This is a genomic window from Streptosporangium jomthongense (genome assembly GCF_042650425.1).
GTDB lineage: Bacteria > Actinomycetota > Actinomycetes > Streptosporangiales > Streptosporangiaceae > Streptosporangium.
The window spans coordinates 1-25,058 of sequence record NZ_JBHSBC010000015.1 but is presented as its reverse complement, the minus strand read 5'-3'; the positions used below and the strand labels follow the sequence as shown (position 1 = coordinate 25,058).

At 70.4% G+C, this 25,058-nt stretch carries 24 protein-coding genes; 11 read left to right on the top strand and 13 right to left on the bottom strand.

Going from position 1 to position 25,058, the window contains the following annotated elements; translation table 11 throughout:
- Positions 1-4: 4 nt before the first annotated feature.
- Together ACFOYY_RS17220 and ACFOYY_RS17215 are read right to left on the bottom strand one after the other, a co-directional pair.
- Complete coding sequence (locus ACFOYY_RS17220; protein ID WP_352015943.1) at positions 5-1,363, bottom strand: FAD-binding protein; 1,359 nt, start codon at positions 1,361-1,363, stop codon at positions 5-7.
- Positions 1,364-1,524: 161 nt separating this feature from the next.
- Positions 1,525-3,165, bottom strand: coding sequence for a serine/threonine-protein kinase (locus tag ACFOYY_RS17215; protein WP_352015917.1), 1,641 nt, complete (start codon positions 3,163-3,165; stop codon positions 1,525-1,527).
- Between the two features lie 150 nt (positions 3,166-3,315).
- On the opposite strand from ACFOYY_RS17215, the gene ACFOYY_RS17210 reads away from it, so the two are divergent.
- A complete protein-coding gene (locus ACFOYY_RS17210; RefSeq protein WP_362781731.1) occupies positions 3,316-4,482 on the top strand; it encodes a CaiB/BaiF CoA transferase family protein in 1,167 nt (388 codons plus the stop codon).
- Here the strand turns inward: ACFOYY_RS17210 and ACFOYY_RS17205 are convergent.
- Positions 4,479-4,955 carry a GyrI-like domain-containing protein gene (locus ACFOYY_RS17205; RefSeq protein WP_352015919.1) on the bottom strand — a complete coding sequence of 159 codons (477 nt, stop codon included), beginning with the start codon at positions 4,953-4,955 and terminating at the stop codon, positions 4,479-4,481. The genes ACFOYY_RS17210 and ACFOYY_RS17205 overlap by 4 nt on opposite strands.
- A gap of 161 nt (positions 4,956-5,116) precedes the next feature.
- Here ACFOYY_RS17205 and ACFOYY_RS17200 point away from each other — a divergent pair, with 161 nt between their 5' ends.
- Positions 5,117-6,556: a GuaB1 family IMP dehydrogenase-related protein gene (locus tag ACFOYY_RS17200; RefSeq protein WP_352015920.1), complete on the top strand. Its 1,440-nt coding sequence runs from the start codon at positions 5,117-5,119 to the stop codon at positions 6,554-6,556.
- Between the two features lie 58 nt (positions 6,557-6,614).
- On the opposite strand, the gene ACFOYY_RS17195 is transcribed toward ACFOYY_RS17200, so the two are convergent.
- Positions 6,615-6,758, bottom strand: coding sequence for a hypothetical protein (locus ACFOYY_RS17195; RefSeq protein ID WP_352015921.1), 144 nt, complete (start codon positions 6,756-6,758; stop codon positions 6,615-6,617).
- A 252-nt stretch (positions 6,759-7,010) separates the two neighbouring features.
- On the opposite strand from ACFOYY_RS17195, the gene ACFOYY_RS17190 reads away from it, so the two are divergent.
- On the top strand, positions 7,011-7,589 hold the full coding sequence (locus ACFOYY_RS17190) for a general stress protein (protein WP_352015922.1): 579 nt from the start codon (positions 7,011-7,013) through the stop codon (positions 7,587-7,589).
- A 5-nt stretch (positions 7,590-7,594) separates the two neighbouring features.
- Here ACFOYY_RS17190 and ACFOYY_RS17185 read toward each other — a convergent pair whose 3' ends face one another.
- Positions 7,595-8,590, bottom strand: a complete 996-nt coding sequence (locus ACFOYY_RS17185; RefSeq protein WP_352015923.1) for a LacI family DNA-binding transcriptional regulator — start codon at positions 8,588-8,590, stop codon at positions 7,595-7,597.
- A 345-nt stretch (positions 8,591-8,935) separates the two neighbouring features.
- Between ACFOYY_RS17185 and ACFOYY_RS17180 the strand changes: the two genes are divergently transcribed.
- From ACFOYY_RS17180 to ACFOYY_RS17170, 3 genes are all read left to right on the top strand, one after another.
- Positions 8,936-9,310, top strand: coding sequence for an FKBP-type peptidyl-prolyl cis-trans isomerase (locus tag ACFOYY_RS17180; RefSeq protein ID WP_386190283.1), 375 nt, complete (start codon positions 8,936-8,938; stop codon positions 9,308-9,310).
- A gap of 152 nt (positions 9,311-9,462) precedes the next feature.
- Positions 9,463-10,989 (top strand): ATP-dependent DNA ligase, encoded by a 1,527-nt coding sequence (locus ACFOYY_RS17175; RefSeq protein WP_386190282.1) that lies wholly within the window; start codon positions 9,463-9,465, stop codon positions 10,987-10,989.
- Between the two features lie 620 nt (positions 10,990-11,609).
- Positions 11,610-12,365, top strand: a complete 756-nt coding sequence (locus ACFOYY_RS17170; RefSeq protein ID WP_386190281.1) for a septal ring lytic transglycosylase RlpA family protein — start codon at positions 11,610-11,612, stop codon at positions 12,363-12,365.
- Between the two features lie 10 nt (positions 12,366-12,375).
- Here the strand turns inward: ACFOYY_RS17170 and ACFOYY_RS17165 are convergent, their stop codons facing one another.
- Complete coding sequence (locus ACFOYY_RS17165; protein WP_386190280.1) at positions 12,376-13,002, bottom strand: DUF1707 and DUF4870 domain-containing protein; 627 nt, start codon at positions 13,000-13,002, stop codon at positions 12,376-12,378.
- Between the two features lie 146 nt (positions 13,003-13,148).
- Here ACFOYY_RS17165 and ACFOYY_RS17160 point away from each other — a divergent pair, with 146 nt between their 5' ends.
- Positions 13,149-13,487 (top strand): hypothetical protein, encoded by a 339-nt coding sequence (locus ACFOYY_RS17160; RefSeq protein WP_352015928.1) that lies wholly within the window; start codon positions 13,149-13,151, stop codon positions 13,485-13,487.
- 5 nt (positions 13,488-13,492) lie between these two features.
- Here ACFOYY_RS17160 and ACFOYY_RS17155 read toward each other — a convergent pair whose 3' ends face one another.
- The 4 genes from ACFOYY_RS17155 to ACFOYY_RS17140 form a co-directional block, all read right to left on the bottom strand.
- Positions 13,493-14,644 carry a DUF4192 domain-containing protein gene (locus ACFOYY_RS17155; RefSeq protein ID WP_362781721.1) on the bottom strand — a complete coding sequence of 384 codons (1,152 nt, stop codon included), beginning with the start codon at positions 14,642-14,644 and terminating at the stop codon, positions 13,493-13,495.
- Between the two features lie 165 nt (positions 14,645-14,809).
- Positions 14,810-15,598, bottom strand: coding sequence for an EI24 domain-containing protein (locus ACFOYY_RS17150; RefSeq protein WP_352015930.1), 789 nt, complete (start codon positions 15,596-15,598; stop codon positions 14,810-14,812).
- A 58-nt stretch (positions 15,599-15,656) separates the two neighbouring features.
- Complete coding sequence (locus ACFOYY_RS17145) at positions 15,657-16,247, bottom strand: Maf family protein (protein ID WP_352015931.1); 591 nt, start codon at positions 16,245-16,247, stop codon at positions 15,657-15,659.
- Positions 16,248-16,280: 33 nt separating this feature from the next.
- Complete coding sequence (locus ACFOYY_RS17140) at positions 16,281-17,312, bottom strand: hypothetical protein (RefSeq protein ID WP_352015932.1); 1,032 nt, start codon at positions 17,310-17,312, stop codon at positions 16,281-16,283.
- A gap of 151 nt (positions 17,313-17,463) precedes the next feature.
- On the opposite strand from ACFOYY_RS17140, the gene ACFOYY_RS17135 reads away from it, so the two are divergent.
- Positions 17,464-18,471: a DUF3616 domain-containing protein gene (locus ACFOYY_RS17135; protein WP_362781716.1), complete on the top strand. Its 1,008-nt coding sequence runs from the start codon at positions 17,464-17,466 to the stop codon at positions 18,469-18,471.
- Here the strand turns inward: ACFOYY_RS17135 and ACFOYY_RS17130 are convergent.
- Positions 18,458-19,171 (bottom strand): aminoacyl-tRNA hydrolase, encoded by a 714-nt coding sequence (locus ACFOYY_RS17130; protein ID WP_362781714.1) that lies wholly within the window; start codon positions 19,169-19,171, stop codon positions 18,458-18,460. The genes ACFOYY_RS17135 and ACFOYY_RS17130 overlap by 14 nt on opposite strands.
- 25 nt (positions 19,172-19,196) lie before the next feature.
- Positions 19,197-20,492, bottom strand: coding sequence for an MFS transporter (locus ACFOYY_RS17125; RefSeq protein ID WP_352015935.1), 1,296 nt, complete (start codon positions 20,490-20,492; stop codon positions 19,197-19,199).
- A gap of 202 nt (positions 20,493-20,694) precedes the next feature.
- On the opposite strand from ACFOYY_RS17125, the gene ACFOYY_RS17120 reads away from it, so the two are divergent.
- The 3 genes from ACFOYY_RS17120 (at position 20,695) to ACFOYY_RS17110 (ending at position 23,808) form a co-directional block, all read left to right on the top strand.
- On the top strand, positions 20,695-22,422 hold the full coding sequence (locus ACFOYY_RS17120) for an ABC transporter family substrate-binding protein (protein ID WP_386190279.1): 1,728 nt from the start codon (positions 20,695-20,697) through the stop codon (positions 22,420-22,422).
- Between the two features lie 82 nt (positions 22,423-22,504).
- Entirely contained in the window at positions 22,505-22,897 is a 393-nt protein-coding gene (locus ACFOYY_RS17115) for a DUF3224 domain-containing protein (protein ID WP_352015937.1), read from the top strand.
- An 80-nt stretch (positions 22,898-22,977) separates the two neighbouring features.
- Positions 22,978-23,808, top strand: coding sequence for an NmrA family NAD(P)-binding protein (locus tag ACFOYY_RS17110; protein WP_386190278.1), 831 nt, complete (start codon positions 22,978-22,980; stop codon positions 23,806-23,808).
- Between the two features lie 6 nt (positions 23,809-23,814).
- On the opposite strand, the gene ACFOYY_RS17105 is transcribed toward ACFOYY_RS17110, so the two are convergent.
- Positions 23,815-24,762 (bottom strand): AraC family transcriptional regulator, encoded by a 948-nt coding sequence (locus tag ACFOYY_RS17105; protein WP_386190277.1) that lies wholly within the window; start codon positions 24,760-24,762, stop codon positions 23,815-23,817.
- Positions 24,763-25,058 lie beyond the last annotated feature (296 nt).

The window sequence follows — 25,058 nt, the reverse complement described above, 5'->3', positions numbered from 1 at the left end:
CCTCCTAACGCCCCCGCACACACTTGTCGTAGAGGTCGAGCAACCGGCCACCCGCGTCGTATGCCCGCTTTACTGGCCAGTAGGCCGTTCCGTTATAGAACTGCCAGAACTCGTCCTCCCCGTAGAACGACGTCGAGTACAGCGACTTGTGCCCCTCCAGCTCGTGCACCCTGCGTTCGATGAGACGGTTGTAGTAGCCGTCGAACTGCCCTCTGGGCAACGGCACCGTACCCCAGAAGCCGAAGTTGACATACAGTCGCCCCGGCTCAAGGGGGTAGAGCGGCCACTGCCCGGTCGCCTTCAGGGGGCACATCCACACCGGCTCCATGCCGACCTTGTCGTGGAAGAACTCAAGGAACTCGGCGCCGCGCTCGACGGGCACCTCGATGTCCTGGATGACCGACTCCTGCAGCGGACGGCCACGCCAGCGGTCGATCCTGGCGATCACGCCGTACTTGCGGTCGAGGCCCACGAGCCTGCGGTAGACGTCCGAGCGCATCCACTTGCGCGGCATCAGCGAGCGCACCAGCGGCTCCTGCACGCCGAAGGCCCGCGAGCACCAGAACCAGTCGGTGTCCCAGCGCCAGATGTAGTCGCGGACGGTCAGCCAGTCACGGGTCCTGGTCTGGATCGACCGGTAGTAGATGCGCATGCCCGTGTAGTCGGACAGATAAGGCGCCTTCTCCGCGAAGCGCCCGACGGTGATGTAGAGCTCGCCGGGGCCGAAGAACGTGCCGTCCACGAAGTCGACCGGCTCGCCGTCGTGCTCGCCGCGCTCGCAGATCTCCTTCATGGCGATCATGCACTTGTCGGCGTCGGTGAAGGGGATGTGGGTCAGCCGGACGTACGGCTGCACACGCTTGAGCTTGATCCGGATCCGCAGCGCGTAGCCCAGCGTGCCGTAGGAGTTGGGGAAGGCGTGGAACAGGTCGCTGTGCTCGTTGTCGGCACGCGCGACGACGACACGGCCGTCACCGGTGAGGATCTCCAGCTCCTCGACCGACTCGTGCGGGAGCCCGTCGCGGAAGCTGGTCGACTCGATGCCCAGCCCCGTCACCGCCCCGCCCAGCGTGATCGTCTTGAGCTGCGGCACGACGTACGGCATGAGCCCGTGCGGGAGGGTGGCGTCCACCAGGTTCTCGTAGGTGGTCATGCCCTGCACCTCGGCGGTCATCGCCACCGGATCGACCTCGATGACCCGGTCGAGGTCACGTGCGGACAGGCGCGCCCCCTGCGAGCCCTCCCTGAAGCGGAACAGGTTCGTGGTCGCCTTCGCCAGCCGTGGCGCGGAGCCGCCGGGAATCGCGGCGTAGGAGTCCCTGATCTGCTCAACGGCACGCCGATGTGCCGACATCTGTGTCATCTGTTCCACAGGTCCTCACCCCCAGGGCTCCCACAGTAAAGATCGCCTCTAGCACGTTATATCTCTGATGTCCCGGGAGCCATGCGGGACACGTTAAACGCGTGGAAACTCTACGGGGGTCCCGTCCCCGGCGTCTCTCCGGCCACCGGCCCGCTCCGCCGTCACTCGCCTCCGCGCGGGTGGAAGCTGTCCATGACCTGGTTCATCAGGCCGGTTCCCGCCTTCCACTCGGAGGCCACGGTGGTCCAGCTCACCACCATGACCGTGTCACCGACGCCGATGAACCGGCTGATCTCGTGGTAGGTGGTCCCGGGGGTCGCCCACGGCACACCGCCGACGTCCCTGGCCGTCCAGGTGAACTCCCACTGCAGGCCCGCGCCGTACTTCAGGGGGATGCGCGCCGTACGGTCGGTGCCGATGTCGCTCCACTGCGCCGTGTTCTCCTTGACGGTCCGCTGGAGCGTCTCCAGGCTTCCCAGTTGCCCGGGAAGCACCTCGACCGCCATGTGGGCCCGGCCGTCCGAGCGCAGCCACTGGGTGTAGCCGGTCTCCGGGGCGTAGTCCCCCTTCCAGCCCGCCGGGTAGCCGATGGACCAGTTCTCCGGGGACCTGGCCCGCCAGGTGCGCAACCGGGAGGCCGGGGCGGCGGTCCTGGTCTTGACGGGGGTCGGGGCGGGAGTCGCGGACGGCGAGGTCGTCTCGGCGCTCACCTCGGCGACCGGCGAGGGGTCGCCGGAGCCCGCCGGCTCAGGGAACTGCGCCTTCACCGGTGAGACCGTGACGGTGTTCGCGTTCGCCATCGCCACCGCCACGGCGCTGCCTCCGGCGACGAGAACCACCGCGGCGGTGATCAGCGCGGTCTTGCCGCCGCCCACGCCGGCCTGCCGCCTGCGCCGCCGCCTCGCGGGGGGCTCGGGCGCTTCAGGGATCTCGGTGGTCGCCGAGGTCGTGTGCTCGGCTCGCACGGCGCGGCGCGGCATGGTCCCCGAGGGGTCGTTGATCGCCTCGGTCAGCAGCAGGTCGGCCTGCTCGGCGCTCAGCCTGCGCGCCGGATCGCGCTGGAGCAGCCCGGTCAGCACCTCGCGCATCGCCCGGGGCACCCGGTCGAAGTCGGGTTCCTCGGTGAGGAGCGCGCCGAGGGTGGCGATGGCGTCACGGCGTTCGAAGGGGCCGTGGCCGATCAGCGCGGCGTACAGGGTGGCGCCCAGCGCCCACAGGTCCGACCAGGGCCCGACGTCGCCGTTCGCGGCGCGTTCCGGGGGAAGGAAGCTCGGCGAGCCGGTCACCATGCCGGTCTGGGTGAGGGAGGTGTCACCCTCGACGGTGGCGATCCCGAAGTCGGTGAGTACGGCCCGGCCCTCGGCGTCCAGCAGGATGTTGCTCGGTTTGACGTCACGGTGCAGGATGCCCGCCTCGTGGGCCGCCCTGAGGGCGGACAGCACCTGACGACCGACCTCGGCGACCTGCCGGACCGGCAGGATGCCCGCCTCGTCGAGCCCCCGCGCCCTGACGAGTTCCATGACGATCCAGGGACGCCCGTCCTGCTCGGCGACGTCGTAGACCGCCACGATGTTGCGGTGGTTGAGCCTGGCGGCGGTCCTGGCCTCGCGAGAGGTGCGGGCGAGCTGGCGTTGGTGCTCCGCGGGGGCGAGATTGGGCGGCAGGAGAACCTCCTTGACCGCGACCGGGCGGTCCAGGAGGGTGTCGTGCCCCTCCCACACCACCCCCATGCCCCCGCGGCCGAGCTCTCTCAACAGCCGATAACGCCCAGCGACCACCCGTTCACTGTGCGGATATGTCATCGCACGACCCCTGTCCCATCCAGATAGGGCGCAAGTTTCCCATATCACTCGGACACCGCGTGGGCCACCGAGAGATGTCTTGCCAGCGAAAGCCGAACGTTGTTCTACTTGCCGGAAGGAGACTCTGGGACCTTACCAAGGGACCACCGGTTGCGACGGACCGAACATGAGGAGGACGCCCCGGTGGAGCACGTCACCAGGACCGGGCCGCTGACCGGAGTGCGTGTGCTGGAGCTGGCCGGGCTGGCTCCCGGGCCGTTCGCGGGGATGATGCTGGCCGACCACGGCGCGCGGGTGCTGCGGATCGAACGCGTCGCCGTGGTCACCGCCGAGGCGGACGCCCCCCGGCGCCAGGTCATGGACCGGGGCAAGCGGACGATCGGTCTCGACCTGAAGTCCCCCGAGGGCGTGGCGGCCTTCAGGCGCCTGGCCCGGGAAGCGGACGTGGTCATCGAGGTCTACCGGCCGGGGGTCGCCGAGCGGCTCGGCATCGGCCCCGCCGACCTGCACGCGGTCAACCCGCGCCTCGTCTACGGGCGGATGACCGGCTGGGGCCAGGAGGGGCCGCTGGCGCGGACCGCCGGGCACGACATCGACTATCTCGCGGCCTCCGGCGTGCTCTCGGCGCTCGGCCGCGAGGGGGAACGCCCCCTGCCGCCGGTCAACCTGCTCGGCGACTTCGCGGGCGGAGGCCTCATGCTCGCCTACGGCGTACTGCTCGCGCTGCTCGAACGCGAGCGCACAGGACGGGGACGGGTGGTCGACGCCGCCATGGTCGACGGGGCCGCGGCGCTGTTCGCGATGTTCTACGACCGGGTCCAGGACGGCTCGTGGGGTCCGCGCGGCACCAATCTGCTCGACACCGGCGCCCCCATGTACGACACCTACGAGACCGCCGACGGCGGGTTCGTCGCGGTCGGCGCGCTCGAACCGCGGTTCTGGGCGGAGCTTGTCTCCCTGATGGGCCTGACCGGCCTGCCCGACCGAAACGACCGGGCGAACTGGCCCGAGCTGCGGCGCAGGCTGACCGAGGCCTTCCTGTCCAGGACGCGCGCGCAGTGGCAGGAGGTGTTCGAGGGCTCCGACGCGTGTGTGTTCCCGGTGCTCGACACGGCCGAGGCGGCCCGGCATCCGCACAACAGGGCCCGCGGCACCTTCGTCGAGGCCGGGGGCGTCCTCCAGCCCGCTCCCGCGCCACGCCTGCTCGGTGTCCCCGAGCAGGATCTCTCGCCCGCGACCCGGCTCACCGACCTGTCGTCCTGGGGCCTGCCCCCGGCCGAGCAGGCCAGGCTTCGCGAGGCCGGGGTGCTCGCCTAACCCGCGGGGCGCATCGAGGGGAAGACCGCGACGTAGAGGTCTGCGCCCTCGGCGTGGTGGATCTCCAGGTCGGTGGTGAAGGCGCGGGCGGGCGAGCCGCCGGACTCGGTGTGCTTCCACACCTGCTGCCAGGCCTCAAGGAGAGCCCCCGGCATGGGGCCGCGCGCCTCGACCTTCAGCGCCTGGACGCCGGGCACCCGTACCGCGACCATGCCCTCGGGCAGCGCGGCGGCGCTGCGCACGGCCACCCCGACGACCTGCGTGTAGGAGCCGTGATGGTCGCTCTCGTAGTCGGTCAGCACGGCGTAGAGGTTCTCGTCGATCCGCCCCGGCACGTGCGCGAAGGCCCCGGGAACACTCGCCCGCGCCCACAACGCGCCAAGCCGTCCCCGCCCCTGCTCCAGTTCCTCCGCGTTGGAGGTCCGTACGGCATGGCCGACGACAAGCATTTCGGACCGATCGACAACGATCACAGCGCCTCCTTACGGCCATCCAGTGAACTCCGCTCAAACCGGATCTTAGTGCCCTCTCAGAGTGCCGGCTCCTCTTTGAGATCTTCAAAAGCGGGAAGGCCTATTCGTAACCATTCATCGGAGTATTTACCGGATCATTCACCGGAACAGGATGGAAGAACGTGAAATTTCTCAACGAGATGGTGCCTGCTCATGAGCTGACCTACAGCGATGTGTTCATGGTGCCGTCACGCTCCTCCGTCGGCTCCCGGCTGGCCGTCGACCTCTCGACCCACGACGGCACGGGAACGACGATTCCGGTCGTGGTGGCCAACATGACGGCCGTCGCGGGACGCAGGATGGCCGAGACCGTCGCCCGGCGCGGCGGGATCGCGGTGATCCCCCAGGACATCCCCAGCGAGGTCGTCGCCGACGTGGTCGACTGGGTCAAGAAGCGCGATCTGGTGCACGACACCCCGCTCACCCTCACCCCGCACGACACCGTCGGCAAGGCCCTGAGCCTGCTGCCCAAGCGGGCGCACGGCGCGATCATCATCGTCAACTGGGACAACCGCCCCGTCGGCGTGGTCACCGAGGGAGACTGCGCGGGCGTGGACATGTACACCCAGTTGTCCCAGGTGATGTCGGATCACCTGCTCACCCTGCCCGCCGGTCTCGACCCGCGCGAGGCCTTCGACCGTCTCCACGACGGACGGCACAGACTCGCCCCGATCGTGGACGAGGAGGGCCGCCTGGTCGGCATCCTGACCAGGACCGGCTCGCTGCGGGCCACGCTGTACCGGCCGGCGACCGACGCCGCGGGCAGGCTGCGCGTCGCCGCGGCGGTCGGCGTCAACGGGGACGTCGCGGCCAAGGCCAAGGAGCTGCTCGAAGCCGGGATCGACTGCCTGGTCGTGGACACCGCCCACGGGCACCAGGAGAAGATGATCGGCGCCCTGCGGGCGGTCCGCTCGCTCGGTCCCGGCGTGCCGGTCGCGGCGGGCAACGTCGTCACCGCGGAGGGGGTGCGCGACCTGGTCGAGGCCGGGGCGGACATCCTCAAGGTCGGGGTCGGGCCGGGGGCCATGTGCACGACCCGGATGATGACCGGGGTCGGGCGCCCGCAGTTCTCCGCCGTGCTCGAATGCGCCGCCGAGGCCCGCCGTCTCGGCCGGCACGTCTGGGCCGACGGCGGTGTCCGGCATCCCAGGGACGTCGCCCTGGCCCTGGCCGCGGGGGCGGCGAACGTGATGATCGGCTCCTGGTTCGCCGGCACCTACGAGTCTCCCGGCGACGCGAGGACCGACGCCGAGGGACGCAGGTACAAGGAGAACTTCGGCATGGCCTCCGCCCGCGCCGTGAAACTGCGAACCGCGGAGGACTCCCCGTTCGAGCGGGCCCGCAAGGCGCTCTTCGAGGAGGGGATCTCCACTTCGCGGATGTATCTCGATCCGGCCAGACCCAGCGTCGAGGACCAGATCGACGCCATCGTGGCGGGGTTGCGGTCTTCGTGCACCTACGCGGGCGCCTCGACCTTGGAGGAGTTCCACGAGCGCGCGGTGATCGGGGTCCAGAGTTCGTCGGGCTACACCGAGGGCATGCCCCTGCACCAGAGCTGGTGACCCGGCCGCCGCGCGCCGCTTTCGCGCCGGGGCGCCCTCGCCCCGGCGCGAAAGAACGTCACCTGCGGTAACGCGGCTGCAACACGTGCTCCGCCCGGTCCTCCAGCTGCATCCGCCTGGCCGGATAACGAGTGAGCCTGCACAGCGCCATCAGCCCCGCCAGGGCCAGCACTGCTTCGATCATCATGATGAATGCGATCATTTCGGGTTCCTTCGCGGACCTGGCGCCGACGATCCCTGCCCACCCGCCGTCTGCGCCACTCGTAAGAACCTTAACAGTGGATCAGGGGATTTGTCCCTCGATGTCCACTTTCGTGGGAAAAGTTTTCACTTGGAAGCTTTCTCGCAGACTACCAGGGGCTGACAAGCCATGACCAGGTCGAACGCATGTCCCCCTCCTCACGGGGTAGCCGACGGCCCGAATCCCCGACCACACAAGGGAAGGCGAACGGACATGGCACGGTTATCGACCACCCCGGACACCCCCGTCGTCGTCGACCGCAGGGTTCTCGTCGGCTACGACAACTATCCAGCGGCCCAGCGAGCCGTGGACGGGCTCTCCGACGCCGGGTTCCCCGTCGAGTACGTGACGATCTTCGGCAGCGACCTCCGTCTTGAGGAGACCGTCACCGGCAGGATGACGAACGGCAAGGCCGCCCTCACCGGGGCCGGCGGCGGCGCGGTCTTCGGCGCCGTCGTGGGAATGTTCCTCGGCGTCTTCACCTCGACGACGATGTCGTTCGTGGTCCTGGTGCTCTGGGCGGCGCTCTGGGGCACGGTGACGGGGGCGGCGTTCGGCTTCGTCAACCACTTCTTCACCGGCGGCAGGAGGGACTTCGCCTCACGCAGCGCGATCGTGGCGGGCCGCTACGACGTGCTGGTCGCCGCCTCCCACCTCGACCACGCCCGCGCCGTCCTCGACGGCGGCCCGCGGCCCGCGGACACGGTGGTCGTCGAGCCCGCTCCGTCGGCCGGGCCGTACGAGCCCGGCCTGCCCCGCCAGGAGGGCCCCTCCTCCCGGCAGCGGACCTGAGCCCGTTACGAGGACGACCTCACGACGAGCCTTGTCGGCATGACCAGCGGCTCGGCCGGGTCCCCCTGGATCAGGCCGAGCAGCAGCCGGACCATGGCGGCCGCCTGCTCGGCGTGCGGGCTGTGGACACTCGTCAGCGGTGGGTCGGTGTAACGCGCCGCCTCCACGTCGTCGTAGCCGACCACCGCGACGTCGTCGGGAACACCTCTGCCCGCCTCGCGCAGGGCCCGCATCGCGCCGATGGCCATCAGGTCGTTGGCGGCGAACACCGCGTCCAGGAGCGGGTCGTCGGCCAGCAGCTGGCGCATGGCGACCGCGCCCGACTCCCTGGTGAAGTCGCCGACCGCGATGATCGAACGACGGTCGGAGTCACGCAGCGTCTCGCGGTAGCCGGTGAGCCGGTCCTGCCCCGCGGTCATGTCCAGCGGCCCGGCGATGGTCGCGATCCGCCGTCTGCCCCGTTCCAGCAGGTGCCCGACCGCCTGTTTCGCGCCGCCCACGTTGTCACCGTCCACGTACGGCACGGCGACCGGCGCGGCGGGCCTGCCGTACGAGACGACCGGGACGCGCAGCCGGGTGAGCGCGCCGGGCAGCGGGTCCGCTCCCCGGCCGGACACGAGCATGACCCCGTCGACGTGGCCGCCCGCAACGTACTTCTCCACCCTCGCGTGGCTCTCCGGCGATCCGGCGGGCAGCAGCACGACCTGCTTGCCCGCGGTCTCCAGTTCCAGGCTCGCCGCCCGGATGACGGTGGAGAACATCGGGTCGTCGGAGAAGGCCCGGTCCGGGTGCTCGGAGACGACCAGCGCGACGGAGTTGGTCCGCTGGGTCACGAGGTTCCTGGCCGCGCCGTTGGGGACGTAACCCAGTTCGTCGACCGCCCGCATGACCACGTCGCGGATGTCGGGGGTGACGGTCGGCTGGCCGTTGACCACGCGGGAGACGGTCGAACGGGACACCCCGGCACGGGCGGCGACCGCCTCCAGGGTGGGTCTTCTCATCTGTTTTCCCCCGCTTGTCGACACCACGGCGTAATGCCCTCGGGTGGCGAGTCGGGCGCGCGAGGTCGCGCGGGTCCGCGCCGGTCTCCCGGCCTGCTCGGCATTATCCGGCATTATGCGTCAGCCGCCTGAACGGACGGCCCGGAGCGCCCGCCCCCACGCCGATCGCGGCGCGCACGGCACACCGTTGGCCGTCGCGGCACCTCCCGCCGAGGTCACGGCGATGATCGCGAGGTGTCCGTCCCCCCGCATCTCATATGTCGGCCGGACCCCGTAGAGTCGTTCGGCCGACCGGAAAGCGGCCGGCGTGCATCAACCGACGCGCACCCAACCAAGGAGACCAACGTGGCACTGGAGAAGCCTGAGATCGACTTCCCGGAGGGCGCGCCGCCCGCGGAACTGCAGATCGTCGATCTCATCGAAGGAGACGGTCCTGAGGCCAAGTCGGGCCACCAGGTCAGCGTGCACTATGTCGGCGTCGCCTTCTCCACCGGCGAGGAGTTCGACGCCTCCTGGAACCGTGGCGAAGCCTTCCAGTTCCCGCTCGGTGGCGGCCGGGTCATCGCCGGCTGGGACCAGGGCGTCGCGGGCATGAAGGTCGGCGGCCACCGCCGTCTCACCATCCCGCCGCACCTCGGCTACGGCAACCGCGGCGCGGGCGCCCGCATCAAGCCGGGCGAGACGCTCATCTTCGTCGTGGACCTGCTCGGCGTCAGCTGACCCCACACGAACCCGTGAACGGGCCGTCCCCTTCCGGGGCGGCCCGTTCCCATGCCGGCCCGGGCTCCGGTCGCGTGCGGAGAGGCCTCGGCGCGCCGAAAAGGCCGGACCCGCGTCGGTGAAATGTCACCGGTGGCTCATAGGCTGAACCCGTGCTGCTGATCGACCTTGTCCGCACCTCCGCGGCGGTGTCCGCCGACCCCGCCAGGCTCGCGAAGATCCGTCATCTGGCGGAGTTTCTCGGCAGGACCGGTCCCGGCGAGGCGGAGATCGCCATCGCCTACCTCTCGGGAGAACTGCCCCAGCGCAACGTCGGCGTCGGCTGGGCGAGCCTGCAGGATCCGCCCGACCCACGCCTGGCGGCGACCGCGACCCTGCGGCAGGTGGACGGCCTCCTCGACCGCATCAAGGCCCAGGCGGGCCCCGGCTCCCAGTCCGCGCGCAGGGCCCTGGTCACCGAGCTGTTCGGCGCCGCCACCCGCCAGGAGCAGGCGTTCCTGTCCCGGCTGCTCCGCGGTGAGCTGCGGCAGGGCGCGCTCGACGGGGTGATGGTCGAGGCGATCGCCAAGGCGGCCGAGGTCCCGGCCACGGAGGTCAGGCGGGCGCTGACGCTGCGCGGCTGGCTGCCCGCCGTCGGGGCCGCCGCCCTCGGCGGCGGGGTCGAGGCGCTGCGCGCCTTCCGCCTGGAGGTCGGCCGCCCGGTCGCACCGATGCTGGCGCAGAGCGCCACCTCCGTGGCCGCCGCCCTCGGCAGGGTCGGCGCCCCCGCCGCCGTCGAGTGGAAGCTGGACGGCATACGGATCCAGGCCCACCGTTCCGGCGACACGGTGTCCGTCTTCACCCGGACGCTCGACGACATCACCGCCCAGGTTCCCGAGGTGGCCGAGGCGGTCGGCGCTCTGCCCTCCCAGGACCTGGTGCTGGACGGCGAGGTCATCGCGCTGCGCCCCGACGGCCGTCCCGAGCCCTTCCAGATCACCTCGGGCCGCGTCTCCAGCCGCACCGACGTCGCCGCGGTGCGCGGCAGGACCCCGCTGAGCGTGTTCTTCTTCGACGCGCTGCGGGTCGACGGCGCCGACCTGCTCGACCAGCCCGGCCAGGTCAGGCACGCGGCCCTGGCCGGGGCCCTCCCCCCGGAGCTGGTGACCCCCCGGCTGGTCACCGAGGACGCAGAAAGCGCCGAGGAGTTCTACCAGGACGTGATCAGGGGAGGCCACGAGGGGGTGGTGGTCAAGTCTCTGCTGGCGCCGTACGCGGCGGGCAGACGTGGGGCGGGCTGGGTCAAGGTGAAGCCCCGGCACACCCTCGACCTGGTCGTCCTGGCCGCCGAGTGGGGGCACGGCCGCCGTGAGGGGCGGCTGTCCAACCTGCACCTGGGGGCCCGTGACCCCGTGACGGGCGGGTTCGTCATGCTCGGCAAGACCTTCAAGGGGCTGACCGACGAACTGCTCGCCTGGCAGACCGAGCGCCTCCTCTCACTCGCCGACGGCCCGGCGGACGGCTGGGTGGTCCCGGTCCGTCCCGAACTGGTCGTCGAGATCGCCTTCGACGGCGTCCAGCGGTCCAGCCGCTATCCCGGGGGGATGGCGCTGCGCTTCGCCCGGGTCCTGCGTTACCGCCCGGACAAGGGCGCCGCCCAGGCCGACACGGTGGAGACCGTGCGCACCCTCATGTTCTGAGACGACGTCCCGGCGCGTTCCGGTCTTCGGCGGCTTTCCGTCGTTGTGTTCGCGGTCGTCGCCGTGTGCCGTTTCCGGCCCGTGGGTCATTCGATCCGGGCCCCGTTGGGGCGTGACGGGGTTTCCGGGGCATCGGATCCGGGCCGCTCGTTCGGGCGTGGTGGGATTTCTGGGGCACCGGAAAACCTTTGTTGCGCAAGAGGCCGATGGAACGACCGCGTTTCCTGTGATTTCCCGGCCCGCACTTCTCGTACCGCCTGACATGGGCTCCCACCGGGGACGACGCGGTGATCAATTCTCTTTTCCCGGCCTGGGAAGGTCGTTCGAGAGATCACCGGGCCCGGAGACCGTCGTGGATCACGATTCCGCCCTGGCCCAGCCCCGCGCGCCCAGAAACGGCGATCATCAGCACTTTCATTATCATTTATCATAGAAAGTGACATAAATCACTTTATGTCCCATTAACGTGGCTTTACTTCCTCTTTGTCGCATATGGTCGGCCCACGTCACGGCGGGAAGCACCCCTGCACCCCGCCGACGGGACCGGCCGGTGCGCTCCCCGCCCCCTCCGCCCCCATACGGTCCCCTGCCCCGCTCCCTACCTTGGACCGTGGTTTCCCTTGGGCCTGCACTCACACACCCCCTCCCCCACTTCCCCGAAGAGCCCTCCTCACAACAGACGGCGGATCGCCGCCCTGGCGGCGGGCGTCACCGTGGTCGCCGTGATCTCCGCGACCGCATGGGCGGTCTCCAGCGGAGACGACGCCCGCCTGGCGACGACCGTCGCCCTCACCGGTGCCCGGCAGAGCGCCCCTCAGCCCCAGGACACCCCCCGACCCCCTGGAACCGCCGCCGGCACCGCCCCCTCCCCCGGCGCCCCCGGTGCCTCCCCGGCCGCCCCTGACGCGTCCCCCTCGGGCCCCGCCGTACCCCCCTCCGGCACAGCGACCGCCCCTCAGGGCTCGCCCTCCCCCGGCTCCCCCGCCGAGGGGACGAGCACGTCACCCTCCCCCTCCCCCACCGCCGCCCGGGTGACCGACAGCGCCCCGAGAAGAACCAAGAAGGCCGCGAAACCCAGGGCTCGTGTGATCTCAAGCGGATCCTGTGGCGCGTCCTACTACGCGGAGGGACAGATGACCGCCAGCGGTGAGCGGTTCAACCCGAACGCGATGACCGCCGCGCACAAAACCCTCCCCATGGGCAGCAGGGTCCGGGTCACCAACCCCGCCAACGGCGAGTCGGTCACGGTCAGGATCAACGACCGGGGTCCCTACATCGGCGGGCGCTGCCTCGACCTGTCAAGGGCCGCCTTCTCCGCGATCGGCAGCGTCAACGCCGGAGTCATGCGCGTCAGATACGAGGTGCTGGCCAGGTGAGCCCGGCCGTCTACCTCACCGGCCGCATCGTGAACGGATAGTGGAAACCGCCCTCACCCAGCGCCGCCATGCCTCCGATCACCGAGAGCGCCATGCCCCCGAGCCAGACCACCGGCAGCAGGACCGTGCCCACGACCGTGATGGCCAGCAGCACGGTCACGCCGAGCAGGGTGAGCTGGAAGTTGAGCGCCTCGACCGCGTGCCTGCGGACATAGGGCGAGGTCTTGCCCGCGGTCAGCATCATGATCAACGGGCCGATCGCGAGCAGGCCGGTCAACGGGAGCAGGTGCGCGGCCGCCGCCCCCAGCCGGTCTCCTCCCGTGAGCTCCCCTGCCCGGTGGTGGACCGGCGCCGCCTGCGTGAACGGGTACGGCGCGGGCATGGGCGGGCGTGAGCCGTACAGCTCGTGCATGATCGGCATGAGGTCGGCGTGGACGCGGGCCGTCATCGCCCGCCCGAGCCTGTCGTCGAACTCGATCTTGTCAAGACGTCCCTCGGCGTAGGCGGCCTTGAGGTGCTCGACCACCTGTTCCCGGTCCTGGTTGCTCACCCGGAGCCCGGCGTGCTCGAATCCGGGGCTGGAAAGGGGTGCGCCGCCGTGCCATGGGCCCGCCGCCGGTGTCACTGTGCCTGTCATAGAACCGACATACCTTTCGTTTCAGCCGTCGATCCAATATTCAGTGACAACTTTTGGCTGGTCCATCCGGGTGAACCCTTGGATGTCCCTTAGAGTCCACCCTGGGCTTTCACCATGAAAGGACCAGGGGATGTATACAAGGAGGCATGAGATGGCGTGATCGCTATGGTTTAAGGCGTCTGCGTGGGCCGAAGATCGCCAAGTTCGACCGAGAGGCAACCGACTCCGACGTCGAGGCGCTCATCGCCTTCGCGAAGTCACGCCAGGGTGTCGAGTTCTATGTCGAGCCCGAGACATTCGCGACCGACACCACCGCGATGGCGATCGCGGACGACGGCGAGTGGACACGCCGCCGGGTCGGCTCGCCCGCGGTGATCAAGAAGGTGGCCCGCGACCTCGCCCTCCCGGTCTACGACGTGCAACTGACCGGCTATCCCGCCCGGATGCGGGCCTACAACGAGCGGCGCAAGCGCGCCGAGGGTTGAGCGGGTCACTCCGCGGAGACCTCAGGCTCCTCCAGTAACGCGATCATCGGCAGCAGCCAGGCCATGCGGGGAGCCCCCATCTCTCTGTCGAGTTCCTGCGGGCCGGGCATCCTCTCTCTGAGCACCCGTGGTGGAAGCATGTGCCGTAACGCGCACATGAGCAGATTGGCCATCGAGTAACCCGGGTCGATCTCACACGCGCGGGAGAGTGCGATGCCCGCCAGAGCGGAGTCGCCCCGGCACCAGGCCGCGGCGCCCAGCAGGGACGCGACCGGAGGCACGAACCTCGGCTCCAGCCTGCGGGTGAGGTCACGCCACAGCCCGGCACAGGCGTCGGGGACGCTCATCGGGGCGCCCGGCGGGACGGCCGCGGCGTGGTCGGTGATCAGCGCCCACGCCTCGTCGCGGATCCGGACCACCGCGAGGGCGAAGCCCAGCCTGACCGCCTCCTCGTCGGACAGCCGCCCGCCGGAGGCGTGCAGGGCGATCGCCGAACGCACCCGCGCCACCCCGTCGGCGACGAACTCCGCGGCGAGCCCTCCGGGGTCGTCGCTCCCGGTGAGCGCGGCCCTCAGCTCCCGCGTGACGCGTGCGGTCGCGCGGCGTACGGCCAGGCGCGCCGCACCGTCCACGGGGTCGAGGGAACGCTCCAGGGTCTGCCTGTCGGGCAGCGCGACCAGGCCGTGCACGATCGCCTTGGTCGCCACGACACCCGTCTCGCGGTCGTACGGCGTGCCGTCGGCGGGACAGCAGCCGGCGCGGGAGCACGTGTAGGACCAGTAGCGGCCGTCCTCGGCCCGCAGCGCGTCGACCACCGTGACGCCCGACCGGCGAAACAGCCCGACGGCCAGGTCCACGGCCGGGGTCACCAGCGTGCCGGGGCCGTACCCGACGACGATGACCTGGGTGATGCCCTCCTCCGCCAGCAGCGGCAGGAGCCTGCCGGGACCGGGAGGGGCGAGGGGCAGGTCCCAGCGGACGGTGAGATGCAGCCTGCAGCGGGGAGGCCTGCCCTTCAGCCCGATGACGACCAGGCTGTCCGAGGGGTGGAAGCCCACGAGGTAGGGCACCGCGCCGAGGACGTCCTGCGTGGAGGCGAGCAGGAGGCCGGGCGTCGGGGAGGAGGGGGTGGGCGGAGCGGGAACGTCGGTTGTCATGGCGGAAAGCATCGTTCGCTTCCCGCCCCGCCAGGCGACCGAACGCGGTTCTGTGGACAACGAGAGGGTGGCCGCCGGTTGCCCACAGGCCCCGTTATCCCGTTTGAGCAGAAAGCCAGGGTTGCGCCGCCGCGGCCTCCGGCCGAGCGGGCTCAGACCCCGGGTTCAGGCCCTCTCGTGGATCTCCGGAGCGCCCGTGGCGGGCCCTGACACGCCCAGCCGTGACCTGACCATGACCGCCGCACCCGCCACCGCCGCGGGCATCGCCACGACGGAGGCCAGCGGGATGAGGAAGATCAGGAAGATCAGCACGCCGAACCCGAGGGCGCGCATCTTGTTCCGGCGCAGGACCGCGAAGCGCTCCTTACGCGCCATGCCCCTGCGCTCCATGGCCAGCGCGGTCAGTTCCACGGTCAGGAAGAAGCCCGAGACCAGGGCGCCGAGCACCGGCACGACCGTCTGCCCGACCACCGGGACGAAACCGAGGAAGAACAGCGGAACGGTGAACAGCAGCACGTACCACAGGGTGATGAGGCTGTCCCTGATCGACCTGGGGATCGTCTTCCACAGCGGAAGGTCGGGCCCGGCGGGCAGGTCGCCGTAGGACAGCTCGACCCGTTCGGAGAGCTTCTCGTAGAAGGGTTCACCGACGATCAGCGTCACCGCGGTGAAGGTCACCACGAACAGGACCAGCCCGGCGCCGAAGATCGCCAGGCCGACCAGGGTCCGCAGGGCCGTCTGCGCCGCGTGCGCCCATCCCGAGGCGAACGGCGTCGCCCATTCGGCGATGTCGGTGGCGTGGGTGCCGAGCCAGTAGAGCCCTGCCGCGTAGAGGATGAAGACGATCAGGGCGGGGATCAGCCCGAACAGCCACCAGCGGGGGTTCCTCGCGACCCAGCGCAGTCCCTGGAAGAAGAACCCGGCACCGTCCACGAAGGAGCGGAAATGACCCATGCCGGAAGATTAGCGGCATCGGCGGATCGCCGCGCGACGCTTCCGGCTCGGAGAGGGATCAGGACTGCCAGAGGGTGGGAACGGAGACGCCGAGTTCGCCGAGAAGGCGGCGCAGGAGGGGCAGGGAGATGCCCAGGACGTTGCCGTGGTCGCCGTCGATGCCCTCGACGAACCAGCCTCCCGGACCGTCCAGCGTGAAGGCGCCCGCCACCCGCAGAGGTTCGCCGGTGGCCACGTAGGCGGCGATCTCCTCGTCGCCGGGGTTCCCGAAGCGCACGACGGTCGCCCCCACCTCCGCGACCTGCCGGCCGTCGGAGGCGTCGATCACGCAGTGGCCGGTGAGCAGCCGCCCCTGACGGCCGCGCATGGACTTCCAGCGGGCGACGGCCTCCTGCGGCGAGGCCGGCTTGCCGTACGCCCGACCGTCCAGTTCGAGCACCGAGTCGCAGCCGACGACGAGGCCGGAGGTGAGGTCACGCGCGACGACCGACGCCTTGGCCACGGCCAGGGCCAGGCAGAGTTCGGCCGGACTGTCCGCGGTCACGGCCTCCTCGTCCACCCCGCTGACGATCACCTTGGGGTCGAGCCCGGCGCTGCGGAGCAGGGCGAGGCGGGCGGGAGAGGCGGAGGCGAGAACGATCCGGGTCACGCCGACCGAGCCTAGCGTCCCGCGGGACGTCCGTTACTTCGGCCTGATGGAGGAGACCGCGGTGTTGATGTCGCGCCAGTAGGCGCGCTGGGTGTCGGGGACGGTCACGAAGACCATGGCGGGCCGTGGGCCGGAACCCCGCGTCACGGCGACGGCGGCCACCGAGAAGCGGGCCTTGCCCTTGACCTTGTACTTCACCTTGTAGGCGAGCAGCCACCCCTTCTTGATCGGCTGCGAGGCGAACCAGGAGATCCTGGAGCCCTTGGGGTGGTGGTTGAGCGTCCATCGGGCGGCCAGCAGCGCGGTGTCCTTGGCGTGGCGCTGCGCCTGGATGGGCACCGGGCAGCTGACGAGCATCGCCCTGACGGGCGCCCCCTTGACCTTCGGCAGGACCTGCTTGGTCGAGAACGGCGCGGCCCCGAAGATCTTCCACGGCTTGCCCAGCCTGGCGAGCCAGACGCCCGCCCTGCGGTCCTTCAGCAGACGCTTGCCCTTGTGGGCCTTGCCGGGCAGCCGGGCGAGCTTCTTGTTGCGCGGCAGGTCGGGGACGCGGTGATCGGCGAGGGCCGCCACGACCGCGCTCCGGTCACGCGCGACCTCCTCCAACGCGGTCGGTGAGGACATCGGCGAGGACGAGGACAAGGGAGAGGGTGACGCCGTCGAGGTCTCCGCGGCCGAAGAAGAGGCGGAAGGAGAGGCCGAGGGAGAGGCGGAGGCGACGGTCCCCTCACCGGCCAGGACCGCCGGGGAGGCGACCGGCGAGGCCTGCGGGGAGCTGGAACCGGGCGAGGGCGTCGCGGCAGGTGGCGCGGCGACCTGCCCCGACCGCCCCTCGCCCGGTCGTTCGGAGGTGCCGGAGAGGACCAGGGCGGCCACGACGGCCACGACGGTGACGACCACCACCACGGCCACGGCCAGCATCCGGTAGACGACGCGCATCGACAGGTCGCCGATGCGGGAGCGCTTCGGCGGCCTCGGCGGGCCGGGGACGGACGTCCTCCGCGGCTCTGACGGGTCCGTCCCGTCGGTCGCACGCGTCGGTACGGCACCCGTTTCCCGGGTCACCTCAGTCCCACCCACCCCATCGAGCACGATCGGGAGCGTACGACAAATCCGGTTTTCTCGTGCACGATCCCCATCACACTTAGGGAACGAGTACCCTCCCGCTCTTCAGTCCGATATGCCCCTTCTTGCACCTTCCTGCCATGATGCCACCGTGCTTGCAGAACGCCGGGTAGAACTCCGTTTCCATGTCACCTCCCGTGACGCGAGGACCCACACGAACCTGTCCGCCGTCCGCTCCGACGGCACGGGCCTCTGGCTCGCGGGTGACGAGACCGCGACCCTGGAGTACCTGACCCTCCGTGAGGGCCGCTACGACGACCAGCGCACCTACGCCCTGGCCGACTTCGTCGACCTGCCCGCGGGTCCCGACGACGAGGCCGACATCGAGGGACTGGCCAGGGCCGACGGCTGGTTGTGGGCGATCGGCTCGCACAGCCTCAAGCGGAAGCGTGTCAAGCGGGACCACCCCGTCGGCAAGTCCCTGCGCAGGCTCGGCAGCCTCGTACGCGAGGAGAACCGCTACGTCCTCATGCGGTTGCCGCTCGTCGGTTCGCGGCCGGTCCGCGCGGACGGCGCCCGCACCGCGGCGATCCTGTCGGGACGCGGCAGGAACCTGGCCGACCTGATGGCCGACGACCCCTACCTCGCTCCCTTCCTGAAGATCCCCGGCAAGGACAACGGCCTGGACATCGAGGGCATCGCGGTGCTCGGCGAGCGCGTCTTCGTCGGCCTGCGCGGGCCCGTGCTGCGCGGCTGGGCCGTACTGCTCGAGATCCGTCCCGAGAGCGACCCGCGCCGCCCCGAACGGCTGCTGCCGGCCCCGATCGACGGCGAGCCGTACCGGATGCACTTCCTGAACCTCGGCGGTCTCGGCATCCGGGACCTGTGCCCGCACCAGGGGGACCTGATGATCCTGGCGGGGCCGACCATGGATCTCGACGGCCCGGTACGGCTGCTGCGCTGGACCCCGGGGGAGACGCCGTCCGTCGAGCACGATCCCCGGCTGGTGATGGACCTGCCCTACGGCGACGGCGACGACCACGCGGAGGGAATGACCATGCTCGACGACGAGCACCTGCTGGTGGTCTACGACAGCCCGGCGGCTTGGCGGCTGACCCCCGAGGGGGGTGTGCTCGCCGACGTCGTCAGGCTGACCTGAGAGGGCCGGAGGCGGCCGGGCGGAAGCCTTCCCCGCGTAGCCACGGCGCGTCCGCGACGACCGTGCACGAGCCGGGCGCGATCTCGGTGAACCCGGCGTCCCTGACCGTGGGCAGGCCGGAACCGGTCAGCCCGGCCCACCGCCCGGTCTCGGCGGTGCGCACCGCGCAGGTCAGGCCCCGTTCACGCCAGGACCGTCTGGCCGCCTCGTCGCTCCCCCACCAGGCGAGCTGGGCGGCGTGTCCCACCTGGGCCATGGTCTTGCCCGCCGACATCTCCAGGGTGGGATTGACCCAGAGCAGCGCGTCCCCGTCCGGCGCGGGGCCCGGCTCCTCGGGGTCGGTCAGGTCGGTGCCGGAGACCTGGAGCCTGGACAGGTCTCTGGGCCAGTCGTCGAGCGGGACCGGAGGGTGGACCCGGACCTCCGCGGTGCCCGAGGTGACGGTGATGCCGGGCAGGTCGAGCACCCGGCGCCACTCGGCGCCGCGGGCGCGCCGTACGACCTTCCTGATCCCGAGGGTCTCCCACGCCTTGACCTGTTCGGCCCACTCGCCGCCGTCCGCCGCGCGGGGGTCGTCGAGCAGCGTGAGCACGGCGAGCGCCGCCGCCTCAAGGGCGTCGGTGCGCCGTGGCGGGTCAGCCCGCTCGATCCGCACCACCAGCGGGAGCACCCTCTGACCGCTCACTTCCGTCTCACTCACCCTCCAAGCATGCCCTCTCCGCTCCCTAGACGGAGACGGTGTTCCTCTCGGAGGCCCTGGCGGCCACGACGGAGACCGACATGAGGGCGGCGACCAGGCACAGGGCGCCCGCGACGTACCAGGCGAGGTCGTAGGCGCCGAACAGGTCGCGGGTGAGTCCCGCGCCCACCGCGGCGATGGCCGCGCCCACCTGGTGGGAGGCGAAGACCCAGCCGAAGACCACCGGGGCGTCGGCCCCGTAGACCTGGCGGCACAGCGCGACCGTGGGCGGCACGGTCGCGACCCAGTCGAGGCCGTAGAAGATGATGAAGACGAGCATGCTGGGCTCGGCCGTCGCCGAGAACAGGCTGGGCAGCACCATCAGTGACAGTCCGCGCAGCGCGTAGTAGACGCCGAGCAGGACTCTGGAGTCCACCCGGTCACTCAGCCAGCCCGAGGCGATCGTCCCGACGACGTCGAAGATCCCGATGACCGCGAGCAGTCCGGCCGCGACCGGTTCCGACATGCCGTGGTCGTGGGCCGCGGGGATGAAGTGCGTGCCGACCAGGCCGTTCGTGCTCATCCCGCAGATCGCGAACCCTCCGGCGAGCAGCCAGAAGGACCGGGTGCGGGCCGCTCGCCCCAGTACGGCCAGGGCCCGTGCCGCGGCCCCACCCCTGGTCGTGGGACCGGGCACCGGAGCAGGGTCCCGGGGGTCGGCGCCCAGGGCGGTCGTGCCCGCCTCCGCCGGGTGGTCGCGCAACAGGAACCACACGAGGGGGACGACGACCAGGGCCGCCCCGGCCACCGTGGCCGAGGCCGTACGCCATCCCGAGGTCTGGGCCAGGGAGGCCAGGACGGGCAGGAAGACGAGCTGCCCGGTCGCGCCGCCCGCGGTGAGGACGCCGGTGACGAGACCCCGGTGACGGACGAACCAGCGGTCGGTGAGCGTGGCGGCGAAGACCAGGGCCATCGAGCCGGTGCCCAGCCCGACCAGCACGCCCCAGCACAGGACGAGCTGCCAGGGGGCGTTCATCAGGATGGTCAGGCCGCTGCCCGCCGCGACGAGCAGCAGCGCGCACGACACGACCCTGCGCATGCCGAAGCGGTCCATGAGGGCGGCGGCGAAGGGGGCGGTGAGGCCGTACAGCATGAGGTTGACCGAGACGGCCAGCGAGATCGTGCCGCGTGACCAGCCGAACTCCTCCTGCAGGGGGGTGATCAGCACGCCGGGGGTCGCTCGGAACCCGGCGGCGCCGAGGATCGCTACGAACGCGACTCCCGCCACGATCCAGGCGCGATGCACCCCACGCGTGCGCGTGCGAAGAGGGGTGGTTGTCATGTGGCCCATCATGGAGGGTGGTTTGTCGGGCCCACGAGTGGCCCAAGAGCCAATATCCGCAAGAATCAGGCCATAAGAGAGATGACCTGTCTCAGATGTACAACACCCGGCTCGTCCCACTTGTCGGAAATATGGGATGGTGTTCAGCTTTGCTCGACCGAGGTCGGCGAGCGAGCGCGCCGGGCTACTAAGGAGTTCTAGCGTGTTCCATGCGCGGAGGTCTGGCAGGTTCCTGTCAGCGCTGGTCGGGGGGATGCTCATGCTGGGCGCCTGCGGAGTCGGCGACTCCGGACCGGCCACCTCGGAGCCGGTCTCTTCGGGGGCCAGGAGCATCACCTATGCCTATGAGCAGGAGTTCCACTCCTACAACAACAACACCGCCGCCGAGAACGCCACACGCAACGCCGGACCGCTGCAACGCGTCCTGACCGGCTTCTGGTTCTACGGGGAGAACGGCGAGATCACCCCCGACAGGGACTTCGGCCGCTACGTCAAGACCTCGGACGACCCGCTGACGGTCGAGTACACGATCAGCGACAAGGCCGTCTGGTCCGACGGCACCCCGATCGACTGCGACGACGTGCTGCTGTGGTGGGGGTTCAAGTCCGGGAAGATCAAGGGCTTCTCCACCTCCGGCACGACCGGCGTCGAGGACACCAGGCTGCCCGCGTGCGAGAAGGGCGGCAGGAGTTTCTCCCTCGTCTACGACAAGCCCTTCGCCGACTGGATCGCGGGCGGGCCCGGCGCGACCGAACTGCTGCCCGCCCACGTCGTGGAGAGGCAGGGCGGCCTGTCCGAGGACGAGTTCATCGCGGCCGTCAAGGCGCGTGACGCGAAGAAGCTCGAAAAGGCCATCAAGTTCTTCAACGACGGCTGGGTCTCCGAGGTCTCGCTTCCCCCCGCCGAGCTGATCCCGTCCTCCGGCCCCTACAAGCTCTCCAAGATGGACACGGGACAGTCCCTGACCCTCGTCGCCAACGACAGGTGGTGGGGCACCCCGGCGGCGACCCCGACCATCATCGAGCGCTTCATCACCCTCGACGAGCAGGCCGAGGCCCTGCACGACCGGGAGGTCCAGATCATCGAGCCGCAGCCGGGACCCGGCGTGCTCAAGGAACTGAGGCAGATCAAGGGCGTCAAGGTCAACGTCGCCGACCAGTACACCTACGAACACCTGGACTTCAACGTCGACTCAAGCCCCTTCAAGGACAAGAGACTGCGCCAGGCCTTCGCCAAGTGCGTGCCCAGGCAACTCATCGTCGACAGCCTGATCAAGCCGGTGATCCCGAACGCCAAACCCCTGGAGATCCGCAACGTGGCGCCGTTCCAGGCCAACGCCGCGGCGGTCATCGCCGCCTCGGGCGGTGCGGGGGTCTACGGGAAGCAGGACATCGAAGGCGCCAGGGCCCTGGTGGCCGAGGCGGGCAAGACCGGGGTGGAGGTCAAGATCGGCTACCAGACCCCGAACCCGCGGCGCACGGTCGAGGTGCAACTGATCATCAACGCCTGTGACAAGGCGGGCTTCAAGGTCGTCGACAAGGGATCCGACGACTTCTTCGGCACCGTGATGCCCGCCAACGGCTACGACGTCGCGCTGTTCGCCTGGTCGGCTTCGGCCCTGGTCAGCGGCTGGGCCTCCACCTACACCACGCCCGTGAGGTGTGACGGGGAGAGCAAGGGCAACAACAACGGCTGTTATTCGAGCAGAAGGGTCGACCGGCTCATCAGGAAGCTGAACGCGACCGTCGACCTGAACGCGCAGATCCCCATCATCGGAGAGATCGAGAAGCAGTTGTGGGAGGACGTGGCCACCATTCCGCTCTTCCAGCACGCGAGCCTGAGCGCGTGGGACGAGAAGATCGGCAACGTCGTGCCGAACCCGGCCCAGTCGACCATCACCTGGAACATGGACCGGTGGAGCCTGTCCTGACCCACGGCGTCATAGCTGACAGAAGATGACAGGTACGGGCGGCACGATGGGGACCGTACCTCGGACGAGCAAGGAGATCCCCATGCCCCGCGCGGACGGCACATTCACTCTGGACAGCTGGGAGCCGGAGACCTACGACGAGGCCGAGGGCGCGACGCTCTCCCTCGTCCACGTGACCAAGACCTTCTCCGGAGACCTTGTGGGCACCAGCACCACCGACATCATCACGGCGGTGGCCCGGGTCGAGGACTCGGCGGCCTACGCGGGCTTCGAACGCTTCAGCGGAACCCTGCACGGCCGCAAGGGCACCTTCGTCCTGCACCACAACGCCACGGCGCACGCGGGAGAGTCCGCCCTGACCTGGGACGTCCTGCCCGATTCGGGCACCGGCGAACTGACGGGCGTCCGCGGCACAGGAGGCATCGTCAACAGGGACGGCGTCCACTCCTACCACCTCGACTACGAGCTCGGCTGAGGTCTCCGGTGAGACGAACTCACATGCGTGTGAGCCGTACGACCATGTGATCGTCTCACCGAAGACGGTGTGATGGTGTCATGAGCCAAGCACCGATTCTCGTCCTGGGCGGCCGCGGCAAGACCGGCCGCCGTGTGGTCGCCCGCCTGCGCGACCTGGAGATTCCCGTACGCGTCGCCTCCCGCACGACCGGCACCCTGTTCGACTACGGCGCTCCGGAGACCTGGGGTCCCGCGCTGGACGGCGTGCGGGCCGTCTACCTCGTCCCGATGGCCGAGTTCGTCGACCCGGCCGCCGTCACCGCCTTCGCCCACCGCGCGGCCGAGGCGGGCGTCCGGCGGATCGTCCTGCTGTCGGCGCGCGGGGAGGACGGCCGGGCGCACCCGGAGCAGGAGGCGTTCGAGAAATCGGTGCGCGACGCGGTCCCGGAGTGGACGATCCTGCGGGCGGCCTGGTTCGCGCAGAACTTCAGCGAGGACTTCCTGCTCGAACCGATCATGTCCGGTGAGCTCGCGCTGCCCGCCGGTGAGGGCCGTGAGGCGTTCGTCGACGTGGCCGACATCGCCGACGTCGCCGTCGCCGCGCTCACCGGTGACGGGCACGCCGGTCAGACCTATGAGCTGACCGGCCCCGAGGCGCTCTCCTTCGGCGACGTCGCCGCCACCGTCTCCCGCGTGTCGGGCCACCGGGCCCGCTATGTCCCGGTCAGCCGGGAGACCTACGCCGCCGCGCTGGCCGGGCAGGGATACCCCGAGGGGACCGTCGAGGCCGTCGCCGACCTGATGGAGGAGCTGGCCCGCGGGGCCGGCGAACGCGTCGCCGACGGCGTGTACCGCGCCCTGGGACGGGCACCGCGTTCCTTCGGTGACTTCGCCGAGGAGGCGGCCGCCGCCGGAGCGTGGAGGTCCTGAACGGGGTCAGGAACGGCGCGCCTCGGCCAGGAGGGCGCCGGGTGAACGGCCACGGACGCGCTTGAAGGCGTTGCTGAACGCGAACCCGTCGGAGTAGCCGACGCGGCGGGCGACCGACGCCACGCTCGCGCCGTTCTCGCGAAGCATGTCGGCGGCCAGGGTCATCCGCCACTCGGTCACGTACGCCATGGGCGGCGTCCCGACCAGTTCGGTGAACACCCGGGCGAACGCGGCCCGTGACAGCCCGGCCTCCCCCGCCATGCTCGCGACCGTCCAGGGACGGCCGGGATCGTCACGCAAGGCGCGCAGCACACGCCCGACGCGCGGATCGGCCAGCGCACGGTATCCGGCCGGGGGTTCGGCGTCGGGGCGGGCGAACCAGCAGCGCAACGCCTTGACCAGCAGCGTGTCGAGCAGCCGGTCGAGGACGATCTGCTGCCCCGGTTCCTCACTGACGATCTCGACGGCCAGCAGGCCGAGCAGCGGCGCCAGGTCCTGGCCGCCCTGGACGATCGCCAGGTCCGGCAGGGAGCGCAGCAGCCGGTCGCCGACGTCGCCCCGGATCGGATACCCGGCGACGACGAACGTGCCGGTCGCCTCGTCGCTGAGCCCGCAGGTCCGGGGACCGAGGACGAGGTCGTCGGCGTCCAGCACCGGCCCGTCGCCGACCGTGTGACAGGTGGTCTCGTCCTCGATGACGATCTGGGGTGGGGTGGCCGGGTCGTCGGCGACGGAGAACGGCCTGCCGCCCCGGACCAGCGCGACGTCTCCCCTGCGCAGCGGCTCCGGCGCCGAACCGTCCATGAGGATCCAGGCGTCCCCGGTGAGCACGGTGACCAGGCCGAGCGGGACCGGCCCGGTGAACCGGACGTTCCACGGCGGTTCGACCACCGAGCGGCAGAACACCGCTCCTCGCGCCCGCACACCCCCGAGATAGTCGTCAAGGAAGTCCATGACGAGACGATCTCACATGCGCATCGGTTCTACGGCCACGAACCGTCCAGAGTGCCATGGACATCGCACCGGCGAATTGACGAGGCCGATTCCGCCGTGAAAGACTGACCCCGGCAGAGAGGTTGACGCTCATAGTAAATGTGGTGTCCCGTTTGTCATTTGCGCTATTCTGCTGCCCTCGCGCTGTCCGCTCACGTCCCCGGATCCTTCCGGGGCGTTTGGCATGCGCGCAGTCGATTCCATCCGTGCCTCCCGGAAGGACATCTGTTGGCAGCCTCGCGCAACGCCTCCGCCGT